At 76.1% G+C, this 20,681-nt stretch carries 21 protein-coding genes; 13 read left to right on the top strand and 8 right to left on the bottom strand.

The genetic code is table 11. The annotated features are described in order from the left end of the window. The first annotated feature begins 13 nt into the window (after positions 1 to 13). The 7 genes from AFE02nite_RS06520 (at position 14) to AFE02nite_RS06490 (ending at position 5,483) form a co-directional block, all read left to right on the top strand. Positions 14 to 415 (top strand): VOC family protein, encoded by a 402-nt coding sequence (locus tag AFE02nite_RS06520; RefSeq protein ID WP_034247482.1) that lies wholly within the window; start codon positions 14 to 16, stop codon positions 413 to 415. 101 nt (positions 416 to 516) lie between these two features. Further along, positions 517 to 1,191, top strand: coding sequence for a histidine phosphatase family protein (locus AFE02nite_RS06515; protein ID WP_052113847.1), 675 nt, complete (start codon positions 517 to 519; stop codon positions 1,189 to 1,191). 9 nt (positions 1,192 to 1,200) lie between these two features. Then, positions 1,201 to 2,514 carry a DUF4921 family protein gene (locus AFE02nite_RS06510; RefSeq protein ID WP_034247480.1) on the top strand — a complete coding sequence of 438 codons (1,314 nt, stop codon included), beginning with the start codon at positions 1,201 to 1,203 and terminating at the stop codon, positions 2,512 to 2,514. 87 nt (positions 2,515 to 2,601) lie between these two features. Next, positions 2,602 to 3,156, top strand: a complete 555-nt coding sequence (locus AFE02nite_RS06505) for an RNA polymerase sigma factor (protein ID WP_034247478.1) — start codon at positions 2,602 to 2,604, stop codon at positions 3,154 to 3,156. Continuing rightward, positions 3,153 to 4,007 (top strand): hypothetical protein, encoded by an 855-nt coding sequence (locus tag AFE02nite_RS06500; protein ID WP_146819301.1) that lies wholly within the window; start codon positions 3,153 to 3,155, stop codon positions 4,005 to 4,007. Before AFE02nite_RS06505 ends, AFE02nite_RS06500 begins: the two co-directional genes overlap by 4 nt. A 57-nt stretch (positions 4,008 to 4,064) precedes the next feature. Continuing rightward, entirely contained in the window at positions 4,065 to 4,634 is a 570-nt protein-coding gene (locus AFE02nite_RS06495) for a hypothetical protein (RefSeq protein WP_034247471.1), read from the top strand. Positions 4,635 to 4,778: 144 nt separating this feature from the next. Further along, complete coding sequence (locus tag AFE02nite_RS06490) at positions 4,779 to 5,483, top strand: alpha/beta hydrolase (protein WP_146819300.1); 705 nt, start codon at positions 4,779 to 4,781, stop codon at positions 5,481 to 5,483. A gap of 60 nt (positions 5,484 to 5,543) precedes the next feature. Here the strand turns inward: AFE02nite_RS06490 and AFE02nite_RS06485 are convergent, their stop codons facing one another. The 3 genes from AFE02nite_RS06485 to AFE02nite_RS06475 all read right to left on the bottom strand — a co-directional run bounded on the left by AFE02nite_RS06485 (position 5,544) and on the right by AFE02nite_RS06475 (position 8,698). After that, on the bottom strand, positions 5,544 to 6,338 hold the full coding sequence (locus AFE02nite_RS06485; RefSeq protein ID WP_146819299.1) for a PP2C family protein-serine/threonine phosphatase: 795 nt from the start codon (positions 6,336 to 6,338) through the stop codon (positions 5,544 to 5,546). Positions 6,339 to 6,401: 63 nt separating this feature from the next. Beyond that, entirely contained in the window at positions 6,402 to 7,196 is a 795-nt protein-coding gene (locus AFE02nite_RS06480; protein ID WP_146819298.1) for a putative protein N(5)-glutamine methyltransferase, read from the bottom strand. Next, positions 7,193 to 8,698 (bottom strand): helix-turn-helix domain-containing protein, encoded by a 1,506-nt coding sequence (locus AFE02nite_RS06475; protein ID WP_146819297.1) that lies wholly within the window; start codon positions 8,696 to 8,698, stop codon positions 7,193 to 7,195. Before AFE02nite_RS06475 ends, AFE02nite_RS06480 begins: the two co-directional genes overlap by 4 nt. A gap of 112 nt (positions 8,699 to 8,810) precedes the next feature. On the opposite strand from AFE02nite_RS06475, the gene AFE02nite_RS06470 reads away from it, so the two are divergent. Next, the gene (locus tag AFE02nite_RS06470) at positions 8,811 to 10,691 is read left to right on the top strand and encodes a phosphoenolpyruvate carboxykinase (GTP) (protein WP_146819296.1); all 1,881 of its coding nucleotides are present in this window, start codon (positions 8,811 to 8,813) and stop codon (positions 10,689 to 10,691) included. 128 nt (positions 10,692 to 10,819) lie between these two features. Here AFE02nite_RS06470 and AFE02nite_RS06465 read toward each other — a convergent pair whose 3' ends face one another. Then, positions 10,820 to 11,323 carry a GNAT family N-acetyltransferase gene (locus AFE02nite_RS06465; RefSeq protein WP_052114015.1) on the bottom strand — a complete coding sequence of 168 codons (504 nt, stop codon included), beginning with the start codon at positions 11,321 to 11,323 and terminating at the stop codon, positions 10,820 to 10,822. A gap of 197 nt (positions 11,324 to 11,520) precedes the next feature. Between AFE02nite_RS06465 and AFE02nite_RS06460 the strand changes: the two genes are divergently transcribed. Both AFE02nite_RS06460 and AFE02nite_RS06455 read left to right on the top strand, forming a co-directional pair. Then, the gene (locus AFE02nite_RS06460) at positions 11,521 to 12,906 is read left to right on the top strand and encodes an HNH endonuclease signature motif containing protein (RefSeq protein WP_146819295.1); all 1,386 of its coding nucleotides are present in this window, start codon (positions 11,521 to 11,523) and stop codon (positions 12,904 to 12,906) included. Positions 12,907 to 12,974: 68 nt separating this feature from the next. Next, positions 12,975 to 13,925: a S1C family serine protease gene (locus AFE02nite_RS06455; RefSeq protein WP_034247716.1), complete on the top strand. Its 951-nt coding sequence runs from the start codon at positions 12,975 to 12,977 to the stop codon at positions 13,923 to 13,925. 44 nt (positions 13,926 to 13,969) lie between these two features. On the opposite strand, the gene AFE02nite_RS06450 is transcribed toward AFE02nite_RS06455, so the two are convergent. Beyond that, on the bottom strand, positions 13,970 to 14,941 hold the full coding sequence (locus AFE02nite_RS06450; RefSeq protein WP_034247718.1) for an aldo/keto reductase: 972 nt from the start codon (positions 14,939 to 14,941) through the stop codon (positions 13,970 to 13,972). A gap of 153 nt (positions 14,942 to 15,094) precedes the next feature. On the opposite strand from AFE02nite_RS06450, the gene AFE02nite_RS06445 reads away from it, so the two are divergent. Then, positions 15,095 to 15,487: an ATP-binding protein gene (locus tag AFE02nite_RS06445; protein WP_052113885.1), complete on the top strand. Its 393-nt coding sequence runs from the start codon at positions 15,095 to 15,097 to the stop codon at positions 15,485 to 15,487. Positions 15,488 to 15,518: 31 nt separating this feature from the next. Here AFE02nite_RS06445 and AFE02nite_RS06440 read toward each other — a convergent pair whose 3' ends face one another. From AFE02nite_RS06440 to AFE02nite_RS06430, 3 genes are all read right to left on the bottom strand, one after another. Next, positions 15,519 to 16,340 (bottom strand): SDR family oxidoreductase, encoded by an 822-nt coding sequence (locus tag AFE02nite_RS06440; RefSeq protein ID WP_034247722.1) that lies wholly within the window; start codon positions 16,338 to 16,340, stop codon positions 15,519 to 15,521. A 16-nt stretch (positions 16,341 to 16,356) separates the two neighbouring features. Continuing rightward, positions 16,357 to 17,895: a succinic semialdehyde dehydrogenase gene (locus AFE02nite_RS06435; protein ID WP_034247724.1), complete on the bottom strand. Its 1,539-nt coding sequence runs from the start codon at positions 17,893 to 17,895 to the stop codon at positions 16,357 to 16,359. Between the two features lie 84 nt (positions 17,896 to 17,979). After that, positions 17,980 to 18,402 (bottom strand): VOC family protein, encoded by a 423-nt coding sequence (locus tag AFE02nite_RS06430; protein ID WP_034247725.1) that lies wholly within the window; start codon positions 18,400 to 18,402, stop codon positions 17,980 to 17,982. Positions 18,403 to 18,560: 158 nt separating this feature from the next. On the opposite strand from AFE02nite_RS06430, the gene AFE02nite_RS06425 reads away from it, so the two are divergent. After that, positions 18,561 to 19,802, top strand: a complete 1,242-nt coding sequence (locus tag AFE02nite_RS06425; RefSeq protein ID WP_052113887.1) for an NYN domain-containing protein — start codon at positions 18,561 to 18,563, stop codon at positions 19,800 to 19,802. A 95-nt stretch (positions 19,803 to 19,897) separates the two neighbouring features. Next, positions 19,898 to 20,485 (top strand): hypothetical protein, encoded by a 588-nt coding sequence (locus AFE02nite_RS06420; protein ID WP_146819292.1) that lies wholly within the window; start codon positions 19,898 to 19,900, stop codon positions 20,483 to 20,485. The last annotated feature ends 196 nt before the right edge of the window (positions 20,486 to 20,681 follow it).

Here is a 20,681-nt window from a genome sequence, read left to right as displayed (position 1 = left end):
GCGGAGGTGCGCCATGACGATGCCCGTCCTGCGCTCGGTCGTCCTCGACTGCCCCGACGCGCGCCGGCTGGCCGAGTTCTACCGGGCCCTGCTGGGCCTGGAGTACCGCCCCGGCGACGAGCCGCCGCCCCGCGGAGAACCGGATCGCGACTGGCTGGTGCTGCGCGGCGCGGGGGTCCGACTCGCCTTCCAGCAGGTCCCCGCGCTGCCCGAGGCGACCTGGCCCGAGGGCCCGGTGCCCCAGCAGCTGCACCTGGACCTGTCGGTGCCCGACGTCGCCGCGCTCACCGCCGCGCGCGACCACGCCGTCGCGCTGGGCGCCCGGGCGCTGCTCGACCGGACCGACGACCCCGAGGAGCCGCTGTGGGTCCTCGCCGATCCCGCGGGCCACCCGTTCTGCATCTTCGTCGCCTGATCGGGCCTCGACGCGGCCGACGGCGGACGGTCACCTGACCGTCACGCCGGCGCCACCGCGGGCTCACCCTGGGGCCAGCGCGGGTGCCTACCGTCGCCGGCATGAGCGGCACCCTGTACCTCGTCCGGCACGGCCAGACCGTCTACAACGTCGAGGGGCGCCTCCAGGGCTGGTGCGACTCGCCGCTGACCACGCCCGGTGTGGCGGGCGTCCGGGACACCGCCGAGCGCCTCGCCGACCGCGCGTTCGTCGCTGCGTACGTGAGCCCGTCCCCGCGCACCCGGGCCACCGCGGAGCTGCTGCTCGCGCACCACCGGCACGTGCCGGTGCGGGAGATGCCCGACCTGCGGGAGTTCGGCTTCGGCCGGGCGGAGGGCGAGCGCGAGGTCGACCTGCTGCCCGAGCTCGACCCCTACGACATGTGGCTCGGCATCGTCGACGGCACGTTCGCCGGCTTCCCCGGCGGGGAGACGGGCGAGCGGTTCCGGGCGCGCGTCCTGCGCGGCTTCCGCGCGATCGAGGCGCGCCACCCGCAGGGCGAGGTGCTCGTCGTGAGCCACTGCCTCACGCTCATGTCCTACCTCGCGACGATCGACCCGGCGCGCACGGCCCCGCCGCGCAATGCGGGCGTCGCGGTCGTCGAGCTCGCGCCGCGACGCCTGGTGTCCATCGAGTCGCGGGAGCCGGGACCGGGCGAGGCCGGCCCGCGCACGGCGGGCACGGTGGGCACGGTGGGCACGGTGGGCGAGGGGGAGCTCACCCGGTCCACGGCCTAGGGTGGAGGTGTGCACGAGCGCCGGCCGCCACCCCTCGTCCGGCTTCCCGACGGAACCGTCAAGCAGGTCTCGCCGCTGACGGGGACCGTCGTCTGGACCGTTCCCGGCCGCGCACACCGGCTGCTGGGCACCCCGCCCGCCGAGCGCCACGCCGTCGACCACGCGCGCGACGGCGCCCACTGCGCCTTCTGCCCCGACCGCTACCGGGAGACGCCGCCGGAGAAGTCCCGCGTCGTGCGGACGCCCGCCGGCGGCTGGGAGGTCCGGACCGGCGTCCCCGAACGGGAGATCGACGCCACGGTCGCGGAGTTCCGGCGCATCCCGAACCTGTTCGAGATCCTCTCCGTCGACTACTGGCGCGCCAACCACGGCACGGTCCCGAGCGAGGAGGCCCGGGCGCGGGCCGAGGCCTACGTCGCCGAGCCCGGCGGCCGGGCCCACGTGCTGGCGATCCTGCGGCGCCGGCTGGCCTCGCAGGGCGTGTCGGACGCGGACTGGTCCGCCCGGCCCGAGGAGGCGTGGCTCGAACGGGCCGTGGACCTCTTCTCGGGCACCCACGACGTCGTGGTCGCCCGGCGGCACTTCGTGGACGGCGCGGTGCACGACGACGAGCTCGCGGGGTCGGGCACGCTCACGCCCGACGAGCACGAGCGCTACGTCGCGCTCACCGTCGACGCGATGGCCGACCTGTACGCCGCGCAGCCCGCGGCCCGGTACGTCGCGGCGTTCCAGAACTGGCTGCGGCCCGCGGGGGCCTCGTTCGACCACCTGCACAAGCAGCTGGTGGCGATCGACGAGCACGGCCCGCGCGCCGAGCGCGTGCTGGCCCGGGTCCGTGAGGACCCCGACGTCTTCGCCGACGTCGTCGAGCACGCGGTGCGCAACCGCCTGGTCATCGCGCGCAACGCGCACGCGGTGGCGGTCGCCGCCGTCGGGCACCGCTACCCCTCGGTCGAGGTGTACGCCACGGGCGAGGCCCACCTGCCGTGGGAGCACGACGTCGCCCAGGTGCGCGGCGTGTCGGACCTGCTGCACGCCCTCCATGCGGCGACGGGCGTCACGGTGGCGTGCAACGAGGAGTGGCACCACCGGCCGCTGCGGTCCCCGGAGCCGATGCCGTGGCACGTCGTCGTGAAGTGGCGGGTGTCCACGCTGGCGGGCTTCGAGGGCAGCACGAAGATCAACGTGAACACGCTCGACCCCGCGACGGTCCGCGACCTGGTCGTCACGCGGCTGACGGACCTGCGCGCCGCCGGCGCCGTCGCCGACATGTGCATCGGCGACGAGTGCGGGGACACGGTCACGCTGCGGTACGCGCGCTGACGCGGCCCGGCGACGCCCCGCCCGGCGTGCCGCGCTGACCTGGCACGTTGCGCGCGAGTGCGCCTGAGGTGCCACCCTGGCCCCGCCATGGACCACTCCGACGCCGACCTCGCCGACCTCGTCGAGCGTGCCCGCGCGGGCTCGCCCGACGCGTTCGCGGGCGTGTACGAGCGCCTCGCGGGGCCGGTCGCCGGCTACCTGCGCTCGCGTGGCGTCCGTGAGGTCGAGGACGCCACGAGCGAGGTGTTCCTCGCCGTCTTCACCGGCCTCGCGCGGTTCGAGGGCGACGGGGAACGGTTCCGGGCGTGGGTGTTCACGATCGCGCACCGCCGGTCGGTGGACAGCTGGCGGCGGGCGGGGCGCGCGCCGGTGACGGAGCCCCTCGACGACGCCCCGCCGGTCCTGGTCCCCAGCGCCGAGGACGCCGCCCTCGACGTGCTCGGGGACGACCGCGTCCGCGCGCTGCTGGACCTCCTCAGTCCCGACCAGCGCGACGTCCTCCTGCTGCGCGTCGTCGCGGACCTGTCCCTGGAGCAGGTGGCCGCGGTCCTCGGCAAGCGCGAGGGCGCGGTCAAGGCCCTTCAGCACCGCGCGCTCGAGCGGCTGCGCAGACATCTCGGCGGAAAGGGCGTATCCCCATGAGCCCCTCGCGCGATGACAAGGACGTGCAGGCGACCCAGCGGCTCCTGGCCGGCGAGACCGTGGACGAGGCAGGCGTGCCCGTCCCCGGTGAGCTCGCCGCGCTGGTGCGCACGCTGCGGGCGGCCGGGCAGGCGCCCGCGCCCGCGCCGAGCGCAGAGCTCGCCCGGGTGCTCGCCGAGGGCCAGTTGCCGGACGTGGTGCCGCTCGAGCGGCGTCGCGCGGCCCGCCCGATGACCCGGCGCGCCGTCGTGGCGGCGGCCCTGGGCACCAAGATCGCGCTCGTGAGTGCCGCGGCGGCCGCGGCACTCACGGGCGTGGCCACGCTCGAGCCGGTCCCGGACGTGATCCGGGACCCCGCTCGTGACCTGGTCGACGACGTCGTGGACGTGCTGCCGTGGACGTCGCAGGAGCCGGCCGTCCCGGCCGACGAGGCCCCGGGTGTCTCGCCCCGGGGTGCCGGTTCGTCGCCCGACGAGGGCCGCGGTGACAGCGACGGGCAGGGCGAGGAGGGGGCCGGCGACGGCACGCCGGGCAGGGGCGTCCCGGCGACGCCCGCGACGCCGGCGGTGCCCGGCGACGACGCCGGTCGCTCCGACGAGGCGCCCGGTCGGCCGGACGAGCCCGCGGACCCCGAGGATGACGCGCCCGGCCGCTCGGAGGAGGCCCCCGGGCGTCCGGAGTCGCCAGGTCAGGAGGGGCAGCGTCGCGCGACGCCGCCCGCCGACCGCACCCCGGCCCCGCCCGTCGGCACCGGTGCCTCAGGTTCGGCGGGCGTGGCCGGGGTGTCGGGCACGGCGGCCGGAGAAGTGATCTCGGTGCAGCCGTATCCCTCGGACCGGGTCGGGCGATGACAGGAGTGTCATGTCCCGGCCGGGTGCGCGTGCCCCCGGCCCCGAGCAGGAGGCAACGTGGACCTGATCTCGACGGCGGTCGCCAAGCTGGCCGCCCTCTCTCTCCCTGCCAAGGCGACCGGCCTCGGTCTGGCCGTCGCCCTCGGTGCCACGGGCGGCGTGGCGGCCGTGGCGGCGGACCAGCCCGAGACTGACCCGGGCGTCGTCGACGTCAGCGAGCCGACGGCCGAGCCGACGGACCCCGCGGACGACGCCGCGGACGACGCCGCCGACGACGAGTCGGCCGACGAGGCGACCGAGGCGACCGACGACGAGGCCGAGGACGGCGAGGACGGCGAGGGGCACGAGCTCCCCGAGGCCGCGGCCTTCGGGCAGTCCGTCGCGGCCGACGCGCGTGACGGCGGCGTCGACGGGCAGGAGATCCGGGCCCGGGCCCAGGAGCGCAACGCCGAGCGCGCGCAGGAGCGTGCCGGGGACCCGGCCGAGGAGCCGGTGCAGGACGAGGAGCAGCTGCAGGACCAGGACCAGTCGCAGGACGGCGAGACCGCCCAGGACCAGGTCCGGCTGCAGGACGGTGGCGGCGCGGGTGGCGGGAACGGCGCGCCGGGCCAGGGGCGGCGTCCCTGACGGGGGAGTCGGGGACGCCTTGACGCCCCGGGATCCGCGGCGCCCCCTGCGGATCCCGGGGCTTTCCCCTTCCCGGACGACGGCGCCGGCCGCCAGGACGTCCCCGTGTCCGTGGGTGCACCCGGGATGGGGCACCATCGGGGGGTGCACGCCGTCTTCGTCCCCGGGTCCGGTCGCTCCGGCGCGCCGGCGTGGCCGGTGCAGGCGGCGGCCGTCGACCTGCGGCGCTGGCACTGCCGGTTCGTCGACCTGACCGGGCTGGTCACCCCGGACGAGCAGCGCGACGCCGTCGTGGCGGCGCTCGTCGGAGAGGGGCACGGCGCCGGTGGGCACCTCGTCGCGCACGCGGCGGGCGCGGTGGCCGCCCTGCGGGCCGCGGCGCACGGACCGGGGACGGTCCGCTCGCTCGCCCTGCTGGAGCCCGCCGTCTTCTCCGCGGCACGCGGAGGACCGCATGTGGAGGCCTACGTGGCGGCGATGTCGGCCGTCTTCGCCGCCGCCAAGGACCCGCGGGTGCGCGACGGCGGGCTCGCGGTCCGCTACCTCAGTGCGCTCGGCGCGCCGGGTGCCGCGATCGCCGACCCCGGTGACCCGTCGCTGCGGTCGCTCGGCCGCCGCGTCCGCCGCAGCACGCCGCCCTGGGAGGTGCCGGTCGACATCGGCGTCCTGGCCCGCGTGCCGACGCTCGTCGTGACCGGCGGCTGGAGCCCGCTGTACGAGGAGGTCGCGGCGGCGATGGCCGGCGCCGGGGCGAGCACGCGGGTCCTGCCCGGCTACGGTCACCGCGTCCAGGACCACCCCGGGCTCAACGCGGCCCTGCAGGAGCACTGGTCGGCCGCCGAGCGGTGACGACGCGGTCCGCGCGGCGGCCACGGACCGCGGCGGGCTCCCGCGGCAGCGCGGGGTGCCTCAGGCGTCGCGCTCGGCCGCGCCGGCCCACCGTGGTGCGGCGTCGTCCACGCCCGGGGGCGGACCGGTCACCACGTCGCACACCACCAGCGTGACGTTGTCGTGGGCGTCCGCGGCCCGGGCGGCCGCCAGGAGCGCGTCCGCGGCCTCCTCGGGCGTGGCGGGCCCGCTCGCGAGGGCGACGACGGCGTCCTCGTCGAGCGCGTCCGAGAGCCCGTCGCTGCAGACGACCCAGCGGTCACCCACGGTGGCGGGGACCTCGAGCACGGCGAGGCCCTCGCCGTCGTCCGGGTCGCCGGCGAGGGAGCGCAGGATGATGTGGCGCTGCGGGTGGAACGGCGCGTCCTGCTCGGCGATGGCGCCGGTGTCCACCAGCCGCTGGACGAACGAGTCGTCGTGCGTGACGAGCTCGCCGCCGTCGGCGTGGAGGCGGTACGCGCGTGAGTCGCCGATGTGCAGCACCCGCACGACGCCGTCGCCGCAGACCAGTCCGGTCAGCGTGGTCGCCATCCCGGCGAGCTGCGGGTCCTCGGCGGTGCGTCCGCGCAGCGCGGCGTTGGCGTCGGTGACGAGGCGGCGCAGCCCCGCGGCGTCCAGGGCCGTGACGTCGGTGGCGGCGAGCGCCTGCACGAGCTGGCGCGTCACGGTGCGCGAGGCGACGTCGCCGCCCGCGTGGCCGCCGACGCCGTCGGCCACCAGGACCAGGCGTGGGGTGGCGACCGCCGAGTCCTGGTTGCTCGACCGGTAGGGGCCCGCCTCCGAACGCATCGCTGTCGCGAACCAGACCCCGGGCACGCCTGCACCCTACGCGGCCCGGGCAGGTGTGACCTGAGACCCCTGGGGCCTCCGGCCCGGACCTCAGTCGCGCCGGCCGACGACGGCGGTCCCGGCCACGTCGTCGTCGGTCACCACCCGCGTCGCCAGGCCCGCGGCGTCGAGGGCCGCCCGCGTGCGATCGGCCTGGCGCCGGCTCGTCTCGAGCACGAGCACGCCACCGGGGGCGAGCCACGCCGGCGCGCCCTCGGCGATGCGTCGGTGCAGGTCGAGGCCGTCGGCGCCGCCGTCGAGGGCCACGCGGGCCTCGTGCAGCCGGGCCTCCGGGGGCATCGTCGCGATCTCGTCGGTGGGCACGTAGGGCGCGTTCGCCACGACCACGTCGAGCCGTCCGGCCAGCCCCGCCGGGAACGCGTCCCACAGGTCGCCCTCGTGCACCTGGGCATGGGGCAGGTTCGCGCGGGCGCAGGCGACGGCGGCCGGGTCGACGTCGGCCGCGTGCAGCTCGCCGACGGCGTCGCCGGCCGTCGCCAGCAGCGCCGCGCCGACCGCGCCGGTGCCGCAGCACAGGTCCGCCACGACGGCGCCGCGCCCCCGTGCACTGACGGCGCGCGCCGCGGTCGCGCCCTCGCGCACGAGGAGGGCCGAGCGGCGGCGGGGGACGAACACGCCGGGCGTCACGTGGACGCGGACCCCGGCGAGCTCCGCCCAGCCGAGGACCTGCTCGAGCGGCTCGCCGGAGACGCGACGCGCGACGAGCCGGTCCAGCGCGGCGCCACCCGGGGCCGCGGCCAGGAGCAGCGCCGCCTCCTCCTCGGCGAAGACGCACCCCGCGGCGCGCAGGGTCGCCGCGACGGCCTCCGGTGTCGGGTCCGTCACGGGGCGTGCCGCTCCAGGAACGCGTACACCTCGGCCTCGTCGACGCCCGGGAAGACCCCGGTCGGCAGCGGCGCGAGGATCTGCGCGTGCACCGCCGCGCTCGGCCAGGAGTGCTCCGACCACCGGTCCGTCAGCCGCGAGTCGGGCAGGCGGCAGCAGGCCGGGTCCGGGCAGCGGGACCGGGTGCGGGTGGTCGTCTCCCGGCCGCGGAACCACTTGGCCTGGGCGAACGGGACGCCCACGGTGATCGAGAACCCCCCGGTGCCGGTCCAGCCGGTCTGCGTGGAGGACCAGTACGTGCCCGCCGGGGTGTCCGTGTACTGGTGGTACTCGGTGGTCTTGTCGCGCTGGGTGAACGCCATCCGGGCCGGCCACTGGCGGCAGACGAGCTGGCCCTCCACCGCACCGGCGGCGTCGGTCGGCAGCGGCATCCCGTCGTTCTCGTAGGCCTTGTACACCGCGCCGTCGTCGCCCACGCGCATGAAGTGCAGCCGCAGGCCCAGGTGCGCGGTGAGCAGGTTCGTCATCCGCCAGCCCGCGGTCTCGTGCGTGACGCCGAACGCGTCCCGGACGTCCTCGACGGCGAGGTCCCGGGCGCGCTTGGCCTCGGTGAGGAAGGCCACGGCCGCGGAGCGGGGGAGCAGGCAGGCCGCGGCGAAGTAGTTGATCTCCACGCGCTGCCGCAGGAAGTCCGCGTAGCTGCGGGGCTGCTCGTGGCCCAGCACGCGGTGCGCGATCGCCTGCAGCGCGAGCGACCGCAGGCCGTGGCCGCCCGGGATGGACGACGGCGGCAGGTAGATCCGGCCGTTCGCGAGGTCGGTGACCGTCCGGGTGGAGTGCGGGAGGTCGTCGACGTGGATGAGGGTGAAGCCGAGGTGCTCCGCCATGAGCGCGACGCTGCGGTGGGTGAGGGCGCCGGAGGTGTACCCGCCCCAGGTGAGCGCCTCCTCGGCGGCGTCCTCGATCTCGGGCAGGTAGTTGTCCCGCTCGCGCATCCACGCGCGCAGGGCGGTGGTGACGCGGCGGGCCTCCTCGGGGGTCGCGATCGCGGCGTCGGCGCGGCGGGCGAGCTCGGCGTGCAGACCGACGAGCGCTTCGAGCGCCTCGAGCGGCAGGGTGCGCGAGGACTTGACGGTGGGCAGGCCCAGGCCCGTGTAGAGGCCGCTGCGCTGCGCCCGCTCGAGGGCGATCTCGAGCGCCGCCCGGCGGGTCGGGGGCTGGCTCGACAGCAGGTCAGCGACGCGGACGTCGAGCGCGGCGGCGATCGCCTGCAGGAGCGTGAGCCGGGGTTCGCGGTGGCCGTTCTCGACGAGCGAGAGCTGGCTCGCGGTCCGGCCGACGGCGGCGCCCAGCTGGTCCAGCGTCAGGCCGCGCTCGGTGCGGAAGTGCCGGATGCGGCGGCCGAGCGTGAGGAGCTGACCCCCGGGCGGCGTCGCGTCGTCGGGGTCGGGAAGCGGGATCACCGGGCCGCGTGGCCCAGCGATCTCTGATTGTTCCACCATATGACTGTAACGAAAGGTTCCCGATTCTTCACACGCGCTCCGGTTGAAGGGCATACCGTGCCCCCTGCAGGCTGGAAAGGCACCGACGGACCGCGACTCCGAAGGAAGAGCCATGACGTTGCTCGACAGGACCGAGACCACCACCCGCACCGCGTCCGACGCCGCGGAGGGCGCCGGCCGATCGAGCGGGGCCCCGACCCGGCACGAGCGGCTCGTCGCGTGGGTGAGCCAGGTGGCGGACCTCGTCGAGCCCGACGAGGTCGTGTGGTGCGACGGCTCCGCCGACGAGTACGCGCGGCTGTGCGACCTGCTCGTGGCGCAGGGGACGTTCGTGCGGCTGAACCCGGCGAAGCGGCCGAACAGCTTCCTGGCCCGCTCGGACCCGAGCGACGTCGCCCGCGTGGAGAGCCGCACGTTCATCTGCTCCGAGCGTGAGTCCGACGCCGGGCCCACCAACAACTGGCGTGAGCCCGCCGAGATGCGCGCCGAGCTGGCGGGCGCCTTCCGCGGGTCGATGCGCGGCCGGACGATGTACGTCATCCCGTTCTCGATGGGCCCGGTCGGCTCGCCGCTCGCCCAGTACGGCGTGCAGCTCACCGACTCCGCGTACGTCGTCGTGAACATGCACATCATGACCAGGGTGGGGACCGCGGTCCTCGACCAGCTCGGCACCGACGGCGACTTCGTCCCGGCCGTGCACAGCGTCGGCTACCCGCTGGTCGACGACGAGGGCGCGGGCCGGCCCGACGTGCCGTGGCCGTGCAACGAGACGAAGTACATCGTCCAGTTCCCCGAGACGCGGGAGATCTGGTCCTACGGCTCCGGGTACGGCGGCAACGCGCTGCTCGGCAAGAAGTGCTTCGCGCTGCGCATCGCGACGGCCATCGGGCGCGACGAGGGCTGGCTCGCCGAGCACATGCTGATCCTGCGGCTGACCTCGCCCACCGGCCGGGTTTTCCACCTGGCCGCGGCGTTCCCGTCGGCCTGCGGCAAGACGAACCTCGCGATGATCCAGCCGACGCTGCCGGGCTGGACCGCGGAGACCATCGGCGACGACATCGCGTGGATGCGCCCCGGCGGGCCCGGCACCGACGGGCGGCTGCGGGCCATCAACCCCGAGGCCGGCTTCTTCGGCGTCGCGCCGGGCACGGGCGAGGCGACCAACCCGACCGCCGTGGCGATGGTCCGGAGCGACACGATCTTCACGAACGTCGCGCTCACCGACGACGGCGACGTGTGGTGGGAGGGCCTGACCGATGCTCCGCCGGAGCACCTGACCGACTGGCTCGGCCAGGACTGGACGCCGGGGTGCGGCCGGCCCGCCGCGCACCCGAACTCGCGGTTCACGGTGCGCGCGAGCCAGTGCCCCTCCATCGCGGACACGTGGGAGGACCCCGACGGCGTCCCCATCGACGCGATCTTCTTCGGTGGCCGCCGCGCCACGAACGTGCCGCTCGTGACCCAGGCGCGGTCGTGGGCGCACGGCGTCTTCATGGGCGCGACGATCTCGTCCGAGCAGACCGCCGCGGCCGAGGGCACCGTCGGCGCGCTGCGCCGCGACCCGTTCGCCATGCTCCCGTTCTGCGGCTACCACATGGCCGACCACTGGGCGCACTGGCTGGCGATCGGCGAGCGCCTCGGCGACGCCGCGCCCGCGCTGTTCTGCGTGAACTGGTTCCGCAAGGGCGCCGGCGGCCGGTTCCTGTGGCCCGGCTTCCGGGAGAACTCCCGCGTCATCGACTGGGCGCTGCGCCGGGTCGCGGGCGAGGCGGAGGCGCGCGAGACGCCCGTCGGGCTGGTGCCGGCGGACGGCGAGCTCGCCCTGACCGGGCTCGACCTCCCCGCCGAGGACCTGTCCGCGCTCTTCGCCGTGGACCCGGCGGCCTGGCGCCAGGAGTGCGACCTCACGCAGGAGTGGTTCGACGTCTTCGGCGACCGCGTGCCCGCAGAGCTGACGGCCGAGCTCGAGCAGACGCGCGCGCGCCTGGGCTGACGGCGTCGCGCGCGGCCGCTCGTGCGCGCGGGCTTGCCGTGGGCTCGGACTCCCCAGACTGGGCGGCCGGCGGCCGACGACGTCCGCCGGCCGCCCGGCCAGGCGGGTGGACGGATGCATGCCCGGCGTCACCGGACGAGGCGCACCTCGGCGAGGTTCAGCCGCTCGTCGACGAACCGCGCGCCGTCGGGCCGGAACCCGTTGCGCTCGTAGAAGCGCCGGGCTCTCGGGTTCTGCTCGGCGACCCACAGCTGGGCGGGCGCACCAGGGGCGACGACGGCGTCGAGCAGCGCCTGGCCGACACCCGTCCCGTGGTGGGCGGCCAGCACGTAGAGGACGTGCAGCTCTCGGCCGCGCACCGGCGGGTGGTCCCCGACGTGCCGCCCGTCACCCCCGATGGCGATCCCCACGACGCGACCGCCGACCTCGGCAACCGTGACGGCGGCGCCTGCGTCGAGCCGGCGCTGCCAGGCCGCGGTACGCCGCTCGAGCGTGTCCGACTCCCAGTGAGCGGGCGGGAGGAGGCCCGAGTACGTCTCGACCCACGACGTGTGGTGGACGTTCGCGCAGCCCGCGGCGTCGGCCGGGACGGCGGGACGGATCAGGGCGGCCGCACCGGGGACGACGGGCATCGCGCCATCCTGCCGGACGACGGCCGGGGCAACCAGGCCAGGCGGGGACAGCGGCGGGCGTGCCGGGCCGCCCGGCGTAGAACACATGTGCGAGCCGGTGTCCGAATTGTCTTGTTCGGCGTGGCGCGCCACGGTAGCATCGATGCAGGTCAGGGCGCGTATGTGGTGCCCTCCGTGAGCGTCGTGGGGGAGGCGTCGTGGAGCGTGTCGAGCAGTCGCTCGCGGTGGCGCTGCGCGACGTCGTCGACCGGCTCGTCGTCGTGATCGAGGAGGCCCCGGCGCGCCCAGCCGGCCCGCCGGAGGAGGCGACCGAGCTCGTCCTCGCGCTGTGCCGGGAGGCCGGGCGGCTGCAGGTCGCGGCCGCCCGGCTGTCCACGACCGCCGCCGACGACGGTCTGTGGGCCGCGACCGGGGCCCGCTCGTTCCCGCACTGGCTGGCAGGGGCGGCCGGGATGTCCGTGACCCGCGCCCGCGAGCTCGTGGCGACCGGGCGCGCCCTGCGCGACCACCTGCCCGCCACCGCGGCGGCCGCGCTCGCCGGTGAGGTCAGCGCGGAGCAGGCCCGCACGATGGCGACACTCGCCCCCACGACGCCCGCCCGGCAGGCGGCACTCGCGGCCCCTGCCGACGCGTGCGGCGAGGAGTTCCTCGTCGAGCACGCGCGGGAGAGCAGCGTCGAGGGGTTCCGCCGGCTCGTTCGGCGCTGGGCCGCCGCGGCCGACCCCGACGCGGACGAGCGCGGCTACCGCGACGCCTGCGACCGCGAGTTCCTCGCCCTGTCCTCGACTCTTGGCGGCTACCACCTGGCCGGCTTCCTCACGACGGAGCACGGCGCGACGTTCGCCGCCGCGCTCGAGTCGGCGATGACGCCGCCGGCGCCCGACGACGCGCGCACCACCCAGCAGCGCCGCGCCCAGGCGGTTGCCGACGTCTCGCGCCTGGTGCTCGACAACGGGCTCGTCGGCCGCGGGGCGGCCGTGCGTCCCCACCTGAACGTCGTGGTGGACTTCGACACGCTCCGCCGTGCGGTCGGCGACGGCCCCGGCCGCGACCGCGGGTCGGGGGAGCCGTGCCGTGCGTCGGGGGAGCAGGGCTCCGTCTCGGCGCAGCCCGGCCACGCGCCAGCGGAGCAAGGCGACCGCCCCTTGCGGCTCGCGCCCGTCGCCGACGTCGAGCGCTTCGCCGTGGCCGAGGTCCTCGGCGCGGGCCCGATCCCCGCCGTGGTCCTCGCGCGGCTCGCCTGCGACACGCGGCTGAGCCGGGTCGTCTTCGGGCCCGAGAGCCAGGTCATCAACGCGGGCCGCGCCGAGCGGACGTTCAGCGGCCCGCGGCGCGCGGCCGTGCTGGCCCGCGACGGGACCTGTCGCTACCCCGGCTGCACGGCGCCACCCGCGCTGGGCGAGATCCACCATGTCGACGAGTGGGTGGCCGATCGCGGCGACACCGACGCCAACACGGGGATCCTGCTGTGCTGGCACCACCACGACGTGGTCCATCGCCTGCACGTCGACATCCAACGGTCGCCCACCGGCGGCTGGACCTTCCGCACGCGCCACGGCGCGCCGGTCGCTGCGGCCGCCTGACCGTGGCCGTCGTCTGCCCTCGGCAGAACGCCGGCACGGACGTGGGCCCCGCATCCGTTGCACCTCCTGTGAGCGAGGGCCCCGACCGCAGCCAGGAGCCCGACCGCGAGGCTCTCGACGCCTACTCCGCGGTCGTGACGCGCGTCGCCGCCCAGGTGCTGCCCAGCGTCGCGAGCCTCGCCGTGCGCACCGCGCGCGGCCTCGCCGGCGGCAGCGCGAGCGTCATCTCGGCCGACGGGGTGCTCCTCACCTCGGCGCACGTCGTCGCCGGGGCCTCCGCGGCGCAGGCCGCGTTCGCCGACGGGACCCAGGTGAGCGCCGCCGTCGTCGGGCGGGACCCGCTCTCGGACCTGGCCGTGCTCCGCGCGGACGGGCCGGTGCCTGCACCCGTGGCCCTCGGCGACGCCGCGGCGCTCCGGGTGGGGCAGCTCGTCGTCGCCGTCGGCAACCCGCTCGGGCTGGCCGGGAGCGTGACGGCCGGCATCGTGTCCGGGCTGGGGCGCTCGCTTCCCACCAGCGCCGGTCGCGTCGTCGACGAGGTGATCCAGACCGACGCCGCCCTCAACCCCGGCAACAGCGGCGGCGTGCTCGCCGACGCCGCCGGCCGGATGGTCGGGGTGAACACCGCGGTCGCCGGCATCGGCGTCGGGCTGGCCGTGCCTGTCAATGCGACGACGCGCGGCATCATCGCCACCCTGCTGGCCCACGGTCGGGTGCGCCGGGCCTGGATCGGCATCGTCGGCCGCCAGGCGCCGCTGCCGCCCACCCTGGCGGCCAAGCTCGGCCGGCAGACCGGCCTGCACGTCGCCGACGTCGTCGCGGGGAGCCCGGCCGCGATCGCCGGGCTGCACCCCGGCGACGTCGTGGTCGCCGTCGACGGCGCCTCTGTCACCCGCACCACCCAGATCCAACGGCTCATGGTGGAGGGCGCGATCGGGTCCCGGATCGAGATCACCGTCTGGCGGGGCGGGGCCCTCGTGGACGTCGTCGCCGAGCCCCGCGAGCTGACCGGCGTCTGACCGCTCAGTCGGTCAGACGAACGGTGCGTCAGGCGAACGGCCGGTCAGTCGAACGGCGCGTCCAGCCACACGCTGCGCGGGGGCAGCAGGGTCTCGAGCTCGTCGAACAGCGCGTCCGGCAGCGGCGTCGCCGCCCGCCGGAGCGTGTCCTCGACCAGCTCCGGCCGCCCGAGCCCGACGATCGTCGCGGCGAACCGCGGGTCCCGCAGGGAGAACTGCAGGGCGGCGGTCGTCAGGTCGGCGTCGTGCCGGGCGCAGACGTCGCGCATCGCGGCGACGGCGCCGACGATCTCCGGCGGCGCCTCGCGGTAGCCGTACGTGCTGATCGCCGGACGCGGCACCAGCAGGCCGCCGCCGTACACGGCGGCGTTGAGGACGCCCATGCCCCGCCCCGTCGCCTCGGCGATGAGGTCGCCTGCGCTCCGGTCCAGCAGCGTCCAGCGGTTGTGCACCAGCAGCACGTCGAACACCCCGAGGGCGAGGTACCGCGCGATCTCCTGCACGCGGCCACCCGCCAGGCCGATCGAGCCGACCTGCCCGGACTCCTTGAGTGCGACGAGTGCGTCCACGGCGCCGCCGGGCCGGGCGATCTCCTCGAAGTCGAAGAACTCCGGGTCGTGCAGGTGCACGAGGGGGAGCACGTCCAGCCCCAGGCGCTCGCGGCTCTCGGCGACCGACGCGCGGACGCGCTCCCCGGAGTAGTCGCGCCCGAGCGGGTCGACCTTCGTCCCGACGACGAAGTCGGGCGGCAGCCCGCCGGCCTCGCGGATGGCGGCGCCGATCCGGCGCTCGCTCTCGCCCTCGCTGTACCCGTTCGAGGTGTCCTGGAACCGGATCGGACTCTCGAGGACGGCGCGCGCCACGGCCACGCCCTGGTCCGTCGGCACGTCGCGGCCGTACAGGCGCGGCATGCTTCCGAGCGGGGAGCCACCCGCGCAGATCGCCGAGACGGTGAGCGGGGTGCCGGGCAGGGGCCGCAGCCAGTCGGCCGAGCCGGGATGGGGCGTCGTCGTCATGCCGCCATCACAGCACGTCCGATCAGGGCAGGGGAGGCGACACTCGGATCGATTCGACAGTCGCTGTCGCCGCGGCCCCTCCGCCTCGGCATGCAGACCCGTCCGGCGACGTGCAGGCTGGGACGACTGCCGAGGGGGAAGGGGCGTCCCGTCGTGAGGTTCGTCGCCGACGTCACCGAGATCCGCCATGCGCGGACCTGGGTGGTCTCCGAGGCCGCGCACGTCGGCGCACCCGAGGACATCCAGCGCGTCGTGGCGCTGCTCGCCTCCGAGGTGGTGACGAACGCGATCAAGCACGGGCCTGCGGGCGGTCGCATCGACGTCGGCGTGAGCCGGACCGGCGACCGGTTGCGGGTCAGCGTGCACGACGAGAGCGCGCAGCGCCCGGTGCGGCTCGAGCCCGGGCCCACCGCGTTGTCCGGTCGCGGCGTGCTGCTCGTCGACCGCCTCGCCGCCGCCTGGGACGTGCAGCCGGACGCCGGCGGGAAGACCGTCTGGTTCGAGGTCTCCCTGCGACGACGCCCGACGCCGGGTCGCGGCCGGTAGCCGGGCATCGTCCGGCGTCGGAGCGGAAGGGTCAGCCGACCCGGTCGCCGGGCCGCCCGCTGAAGTGGTCCATGCCCTGGTTGATCCCGAACACGTCGAGCACGGTGTCGAACGCGCGGACCGGGAGCAGGCGCAGCGCCGGCATCATCCGCACGAGCGGCGGCAGCGCGATCTGCTGGCGTCCCCGCTCGATGCCGTCCAGCACGGTCCGGGCGACGTCACCCTCGCGCAGGATCGGCAGGAGCAGCGGGAACCGCGTCCGCACGCCCTCGAACATCCCGGTGTCGATGTAGTACGGGCAGACCACGAGCGTGCGCACGGGCGAGCCGAGCGCGCGCAGCTCGCCGCGCAGCGACTCGGTGAAGCCGACCGCCGCCCACTTGCTCGCCGAGTAGTCGGTCTGCCGCGCCACGCCCACCAGCCCGGCAGCGCTCGCCACGGTCACGACGGTCCCGGTGCGGCGCTCGAGCATCCCCGGCAGGAACGCCTTCGTGACCCAGTACAGCGAGAGCACGTTCACGGCCATCGTGCGCTCGATGGTCTCGTCGGGCGTCTCGAGCAGCGGCCGCCCGCTCACCACGCCCGCGTTGTTCACGACGACGTCGATCGGCCCGGTCTCGTCCGCCGCGGCCCGGACGGCCTCGCGGTCGGTGACGTCGACGACGTGCGCCTGGGCGGGCAGGCCGTGCGCACGGATGTCGTCCGCGACGGCGTGCGCCCGCTCCGCGGAGCGGTCCCAGATCACGGCGGTCGCGCCGCGCCGGGCGGCCCCGATCGCCATCCGGCGGCCCAGACCGTTGCCGCCACCGGTGACGAGCACGCGCGCACCCGCCAGCGAGGTCCCTCGACCCATCTCGATCCTCCTTGCGTCAGGGCAGGCGGCGCAGCACGCGGACGGCGGGGCGCATGAGCTGCGGGTACCGCGCCCCGGCGAAGGGCCCGGACGCCGCGACCTGCATCCCCCGCTGCTCGGCGATGGTCTGCGCCTCGGTGTACTTGGTGATGCCCTCGCGGCCGTGACGCCGCCCCAGCCCGGAGATGCCCATGCCGCCCATCGGCGCGTCGTGCGAGGCCCAGGCCGCGGCGTAGCCCTCGTTGACGTTCACCGTGCCGGCTCGCAGGCGGGCGGCGACCTCGCCGCCGCGGCGCCGCGACCACACGCTGGCGTTGAGGCCGTACTCGGTGTCGTTCGCCCTGGCCACGGCCTCGTCGGCGTCGGCCACGCGGTAGATCGCCACGACCGGGCCGAACGTCTCGGTGCGGGCGAGGACCGCGTCGTCGGGCACGTCCGTCAGGACGGTGGGCGCGTAGAAGAGCTCGCCCAGCTCGGGGAGCGGGCGACCGCCCGCGAGCACGCGCGCGCCCTTGGCGACGGCGTCGTCCACGTGCGCGGTGACCGTGGCGAGCTGGGCCTCGCTCACCAGCGAGCCGACCTCGACGTCCCAGTCCGGCCCCGGGCCGACGCGCAGCGCGGCGACCCGCTCGGCGAACGCCGCGACGAACGCGTCGGCGATCCCGGGGGTCACGTAGATCCGCTCGATGCTCACGCAGAGCTGGCCCGTGTTGGCGAAGCAGGCCTCGGCCAGCCCCTCGACGGTGCGTTCCAGGTCGGCGTCGTCGAGCACGATCGCGGGGTTCTTCCCGCCGAGCTCCGCCGAGCAGCCGATCAGCCGCTCCGCGCACTGCCGCGCGACGGTCCGGCCCGTCGCGGTCGAGCCCGTGAACATGAGGTAGTCGACGCGGTCGATCATCGCGGGGCCCAGCTCGCGACCCGGGCCCGTCACCACGCCCAGGACGTCGTCGGGCAGGCCGGCCTCGCGGAAGAGGCGGACCAGGGCGAGCGCCGACAGAGGCGTCGCCGAGTCGGGCTTCAGCACGACGGTGTTGCCCGCGAGCAGCGCCGGGACCGCGTCGGAGACCGCGAGGGTCAGCGGGTAGTTCCAGGGCGCGATGATGCCGACGACGCCCTTGGGGCGGTGGTGCTCGACCGTCCGGGTCAGCACGGGCACGGCGCCGCGGCGGCGGCGCGGGCGCAGGTGCGACGCGGCGGTCCGCGCGTAGTAGGCCGCCGTGAGCACGACGTCGGACAGCTCCGCGAACGCGCTCACCCGCGACTTGCCGGACTCGGCCTGGCAGACGTCGAGCAGCTCGGCCTCGTGGGCCAGCACGAGGTCGGCGAACCGGCGCACGACGGCGATGCGTCGCCCGAGCGGCAGCGCCGCCCACGCGGGCTGCGCGGCCCGGGCGCGCGCGACCGCGAGGTCGACGTCGTCGGGCGTGCCGAGCGGGACCCGGCCCACCAGGGAGCCGTCCGTGGGGGAGCGCACGTCGGCGGTGGCGCGCTCGGCAGCCGTGGTGACCAGGGCCGGCAGGTGCGCCCAGCGGGCTGGGGCGTCGACGGTCGTCATCGGGGCTGCTCCTGGCGTCGGGGGACGGCCCTCGTCGGCCGCGCCCTCAGTCAAACACCCCTCGCCCCGCCCGTCTTCCCAAGATCAGCCGGGCTGGCCCGTCCCGATGCTCACCATCCAGCGGGTGCCGAACCGGTCGGTGCACATGCCGAACGTGTCGCCCCACGGCGCGGTCACGAGCGGCTCCTCGACGGTGCCGCCGTCGCTGAGCCGGTCCCAGTAGCCGCGCAGCTCGGCGTCGTCCTCCGGTCCGCTGTTCAGGCAGAGCGAGATCGAGCTGCCGGTGGGACCGGCCATGCCCGCCGGCGCGTCGGAACACATGAGGACGAACCCCGACGGCGTCTCGAGCTCACTGTGCATGATCTTGGCGCCCTCGGCCGGGTCGCCCATGCCGAACTCGGCGAACGTGCGGAACGTCGGCTCGCCGCCGAAGACGGAGGCGTAGAACTCCATCGCCTCCCGGGCGGTGTCGATGAAGCCGAGGTAGGCGTTGAGGCGAGCGGTCATGAGGTCCTCCCGTGCGTCGGGCGCCGCGCGTCGGCGGCGGTCACCTCTTGGGACCGCGGCCGGGGCGAGAACTCATCGGGGCTCCCGCGGTGCGCGGGCTGAGGGGCGGCCCGGCCGGTCGGCACCCACCGCGGCCCGGGACGGGGGAGGATGCGCACGTGACCGAGATCGCCGAGCCCGTCCGCGAGTCCGTCCGGCGCCTGCGCTGCGCCCTGTTCGTCGACTTCGACAACGTGTACCTGGGGTTGCGGCGCCTGGACCCCGCGGCGGCCGCCGCGTTCGCGCAGGAGCCGGGGCACTGGCTCGCCTCGCTCGAGACGGGCACCGACGCCGACGGCGACTTCGCGCGGCGCTTCCTCATCCGGGCCTGCTACCTCAACCCGTCGGCGTTCTCGGAGTTCCGGCCGAACTTCACGCGCGCGGGCTTCACGGTGGTCGACTGCCCGTCGCTCACCCAGCAGGGCAAGAGCTCGGCGGACATCAACCTCGTGCTCGACGCCGTCGACGCCCTCGCCGCGCCCACGCGCTACGACGAGTTCGTCATCGTCTCCGCCGACGCCGACTTCACCCCGCTGGCCCTGCGCTGCCGCGCCGCCGACCGCAGGGTCACGATCGTGACGGCGAGCCCCGCGGCGAGCGCCTACCGGTCCGTCGCGGACGCCGTGGTCACCGCCGATCAGCTCGTGGAGCTGGTCGGGACGCCGGAGGCCGAGGCGCCCGCGGCGACGAACGGTGGTGCGGGCACGGCGGGCGGCACCGCGAAGCGTCAGACGGCGCACGCCGCCTCACCCGCGCGTCGCGCCGTGCTCCGCTTCGTCCGCGCGGCCGACCGGCCGGCCGGCGGCAGCACCGTGGCTCAGGCTGCGATGACGGCGGATCCGTCGCTCCGGTCGGACTGGGCGGGGGCCGGGAGCTTCTCGGCCTGGCTCGCCCGCGACGTCCCCGAGGTGGCGACGGCCTCGAACTTCGTCTGGGACCCGAAGCGGTTCAGCGAGGCGGACCTGCCCGTCTCCGGCAGCGTCGACCTGCCGCCCCTGCAGCGCCAGGTGGTGGCCGTGACCGACGTCCCGAACCTGCCGACCGAGCGCTACCGGGTGCTCCTCGAGACGCTCGCGGCGGAGATCAAGGCGCACGCGTTCGATCGTGCGGAGACGACCAGGCGGGTCCGCGATGCGTGCCAGGCCGCTGGGGAGCCCATCGGTCGCGGCTCGGTGAACACCGTGGTCACTGGTCTCCTCCTGGCCGGGCTCGAGCCGGACAAGCACCCGCCCGCCAAGGCCATCGCGACGACGTGGGCGGACAACGTCGTGGGCCTGTGCCGCGGCGCGCGGATGGACCTGTCGCCCGCCGACGTCGCCGCGATCCGCGCCTGGGTGGGTGGCGGCCTGGCCAAGGGCTGAGCGCGCCCCGTCCACAGCGTCCGCTCAGGCGGCGCCCAGGACGGTCGCAGCACCGGGCGTGACCATGGAGCCCCTCGCCCTTCCAGGAGGCCGCCATGAGCACCACGCCCACCCCCGACGCCCCGACGCCGGCGTCGGGCCCCGAGCCGTCGGCCCCGGCCGCTGACGCGCCCGGTCCCGCCCACCTCCCGCCCGTCCCCGTGCCGCCGCCCGCCCCCGCGCCGCCCGTCGGCGTGGCGGCAGCCCGTCGCCCGTGGCCCGCCGCCCACCCCGTGCTCACCGGGACCGCCGCGGCGCTCGTCGTCGCCGGCCTCGCCTTCACCGGCGGCTTCGCCACCGCCCGCGCGACGGACTCCGCTCCCGGCTGGCCCGCCGCCGCGCGTGCGCTGCCCGGCTGGGAGCACGGCGACGGCCCGCGCGTCCCCGGTGCCGACGGCCCCGACGGCCCGGCGCGCGGCCTGCAGGACCGCGGCCAGATGCAGGAACGCGGCCAGATGCAGGAGCGTGGCCAGATGCAGGACGGCGACCGGATGAAGGACCGCGACCGGCTGCGGGACGGGACGGGACCCCGCCACGAGACGGGCCCCTCGGACGAGACCGGACGGCTGCAGTGGAACCAGGACCGGCAGGGCGCCGGGGCGCAGGACGGCATGCCCCAGGGTCCCGGTGCCGCCGGCGACTGACCGGGCCGGTTTCGCCCGGGACGACGCCGCTCCGGCCACGCACGGTCCGCTAGGTTCGGACCGCAGGGGATGCGAGGTCGCTCGATAGGACGGGTGTGAGCGGGTACGACGACGGGCCGGTGCCGGGCGCGGACGCTGGACAGGCGGGCCCGGCAGGCACCCCGGCGCCCAACCCGCCCCTCCCGCCCAACCCGCC

The sequence above is a fragment of the Actinotalea fermentans genome, from assembly GCF_007991475.1.
Lineage (GTDB): Bacteria > Actinomycetota > Actinomycetes > Actinomycetales > Cellulomonadaceae > Actinotalea > Actinotalea fermentans.
This window is presented reverse-complemented; position numbering and strand designations above follow the sequence as displayed.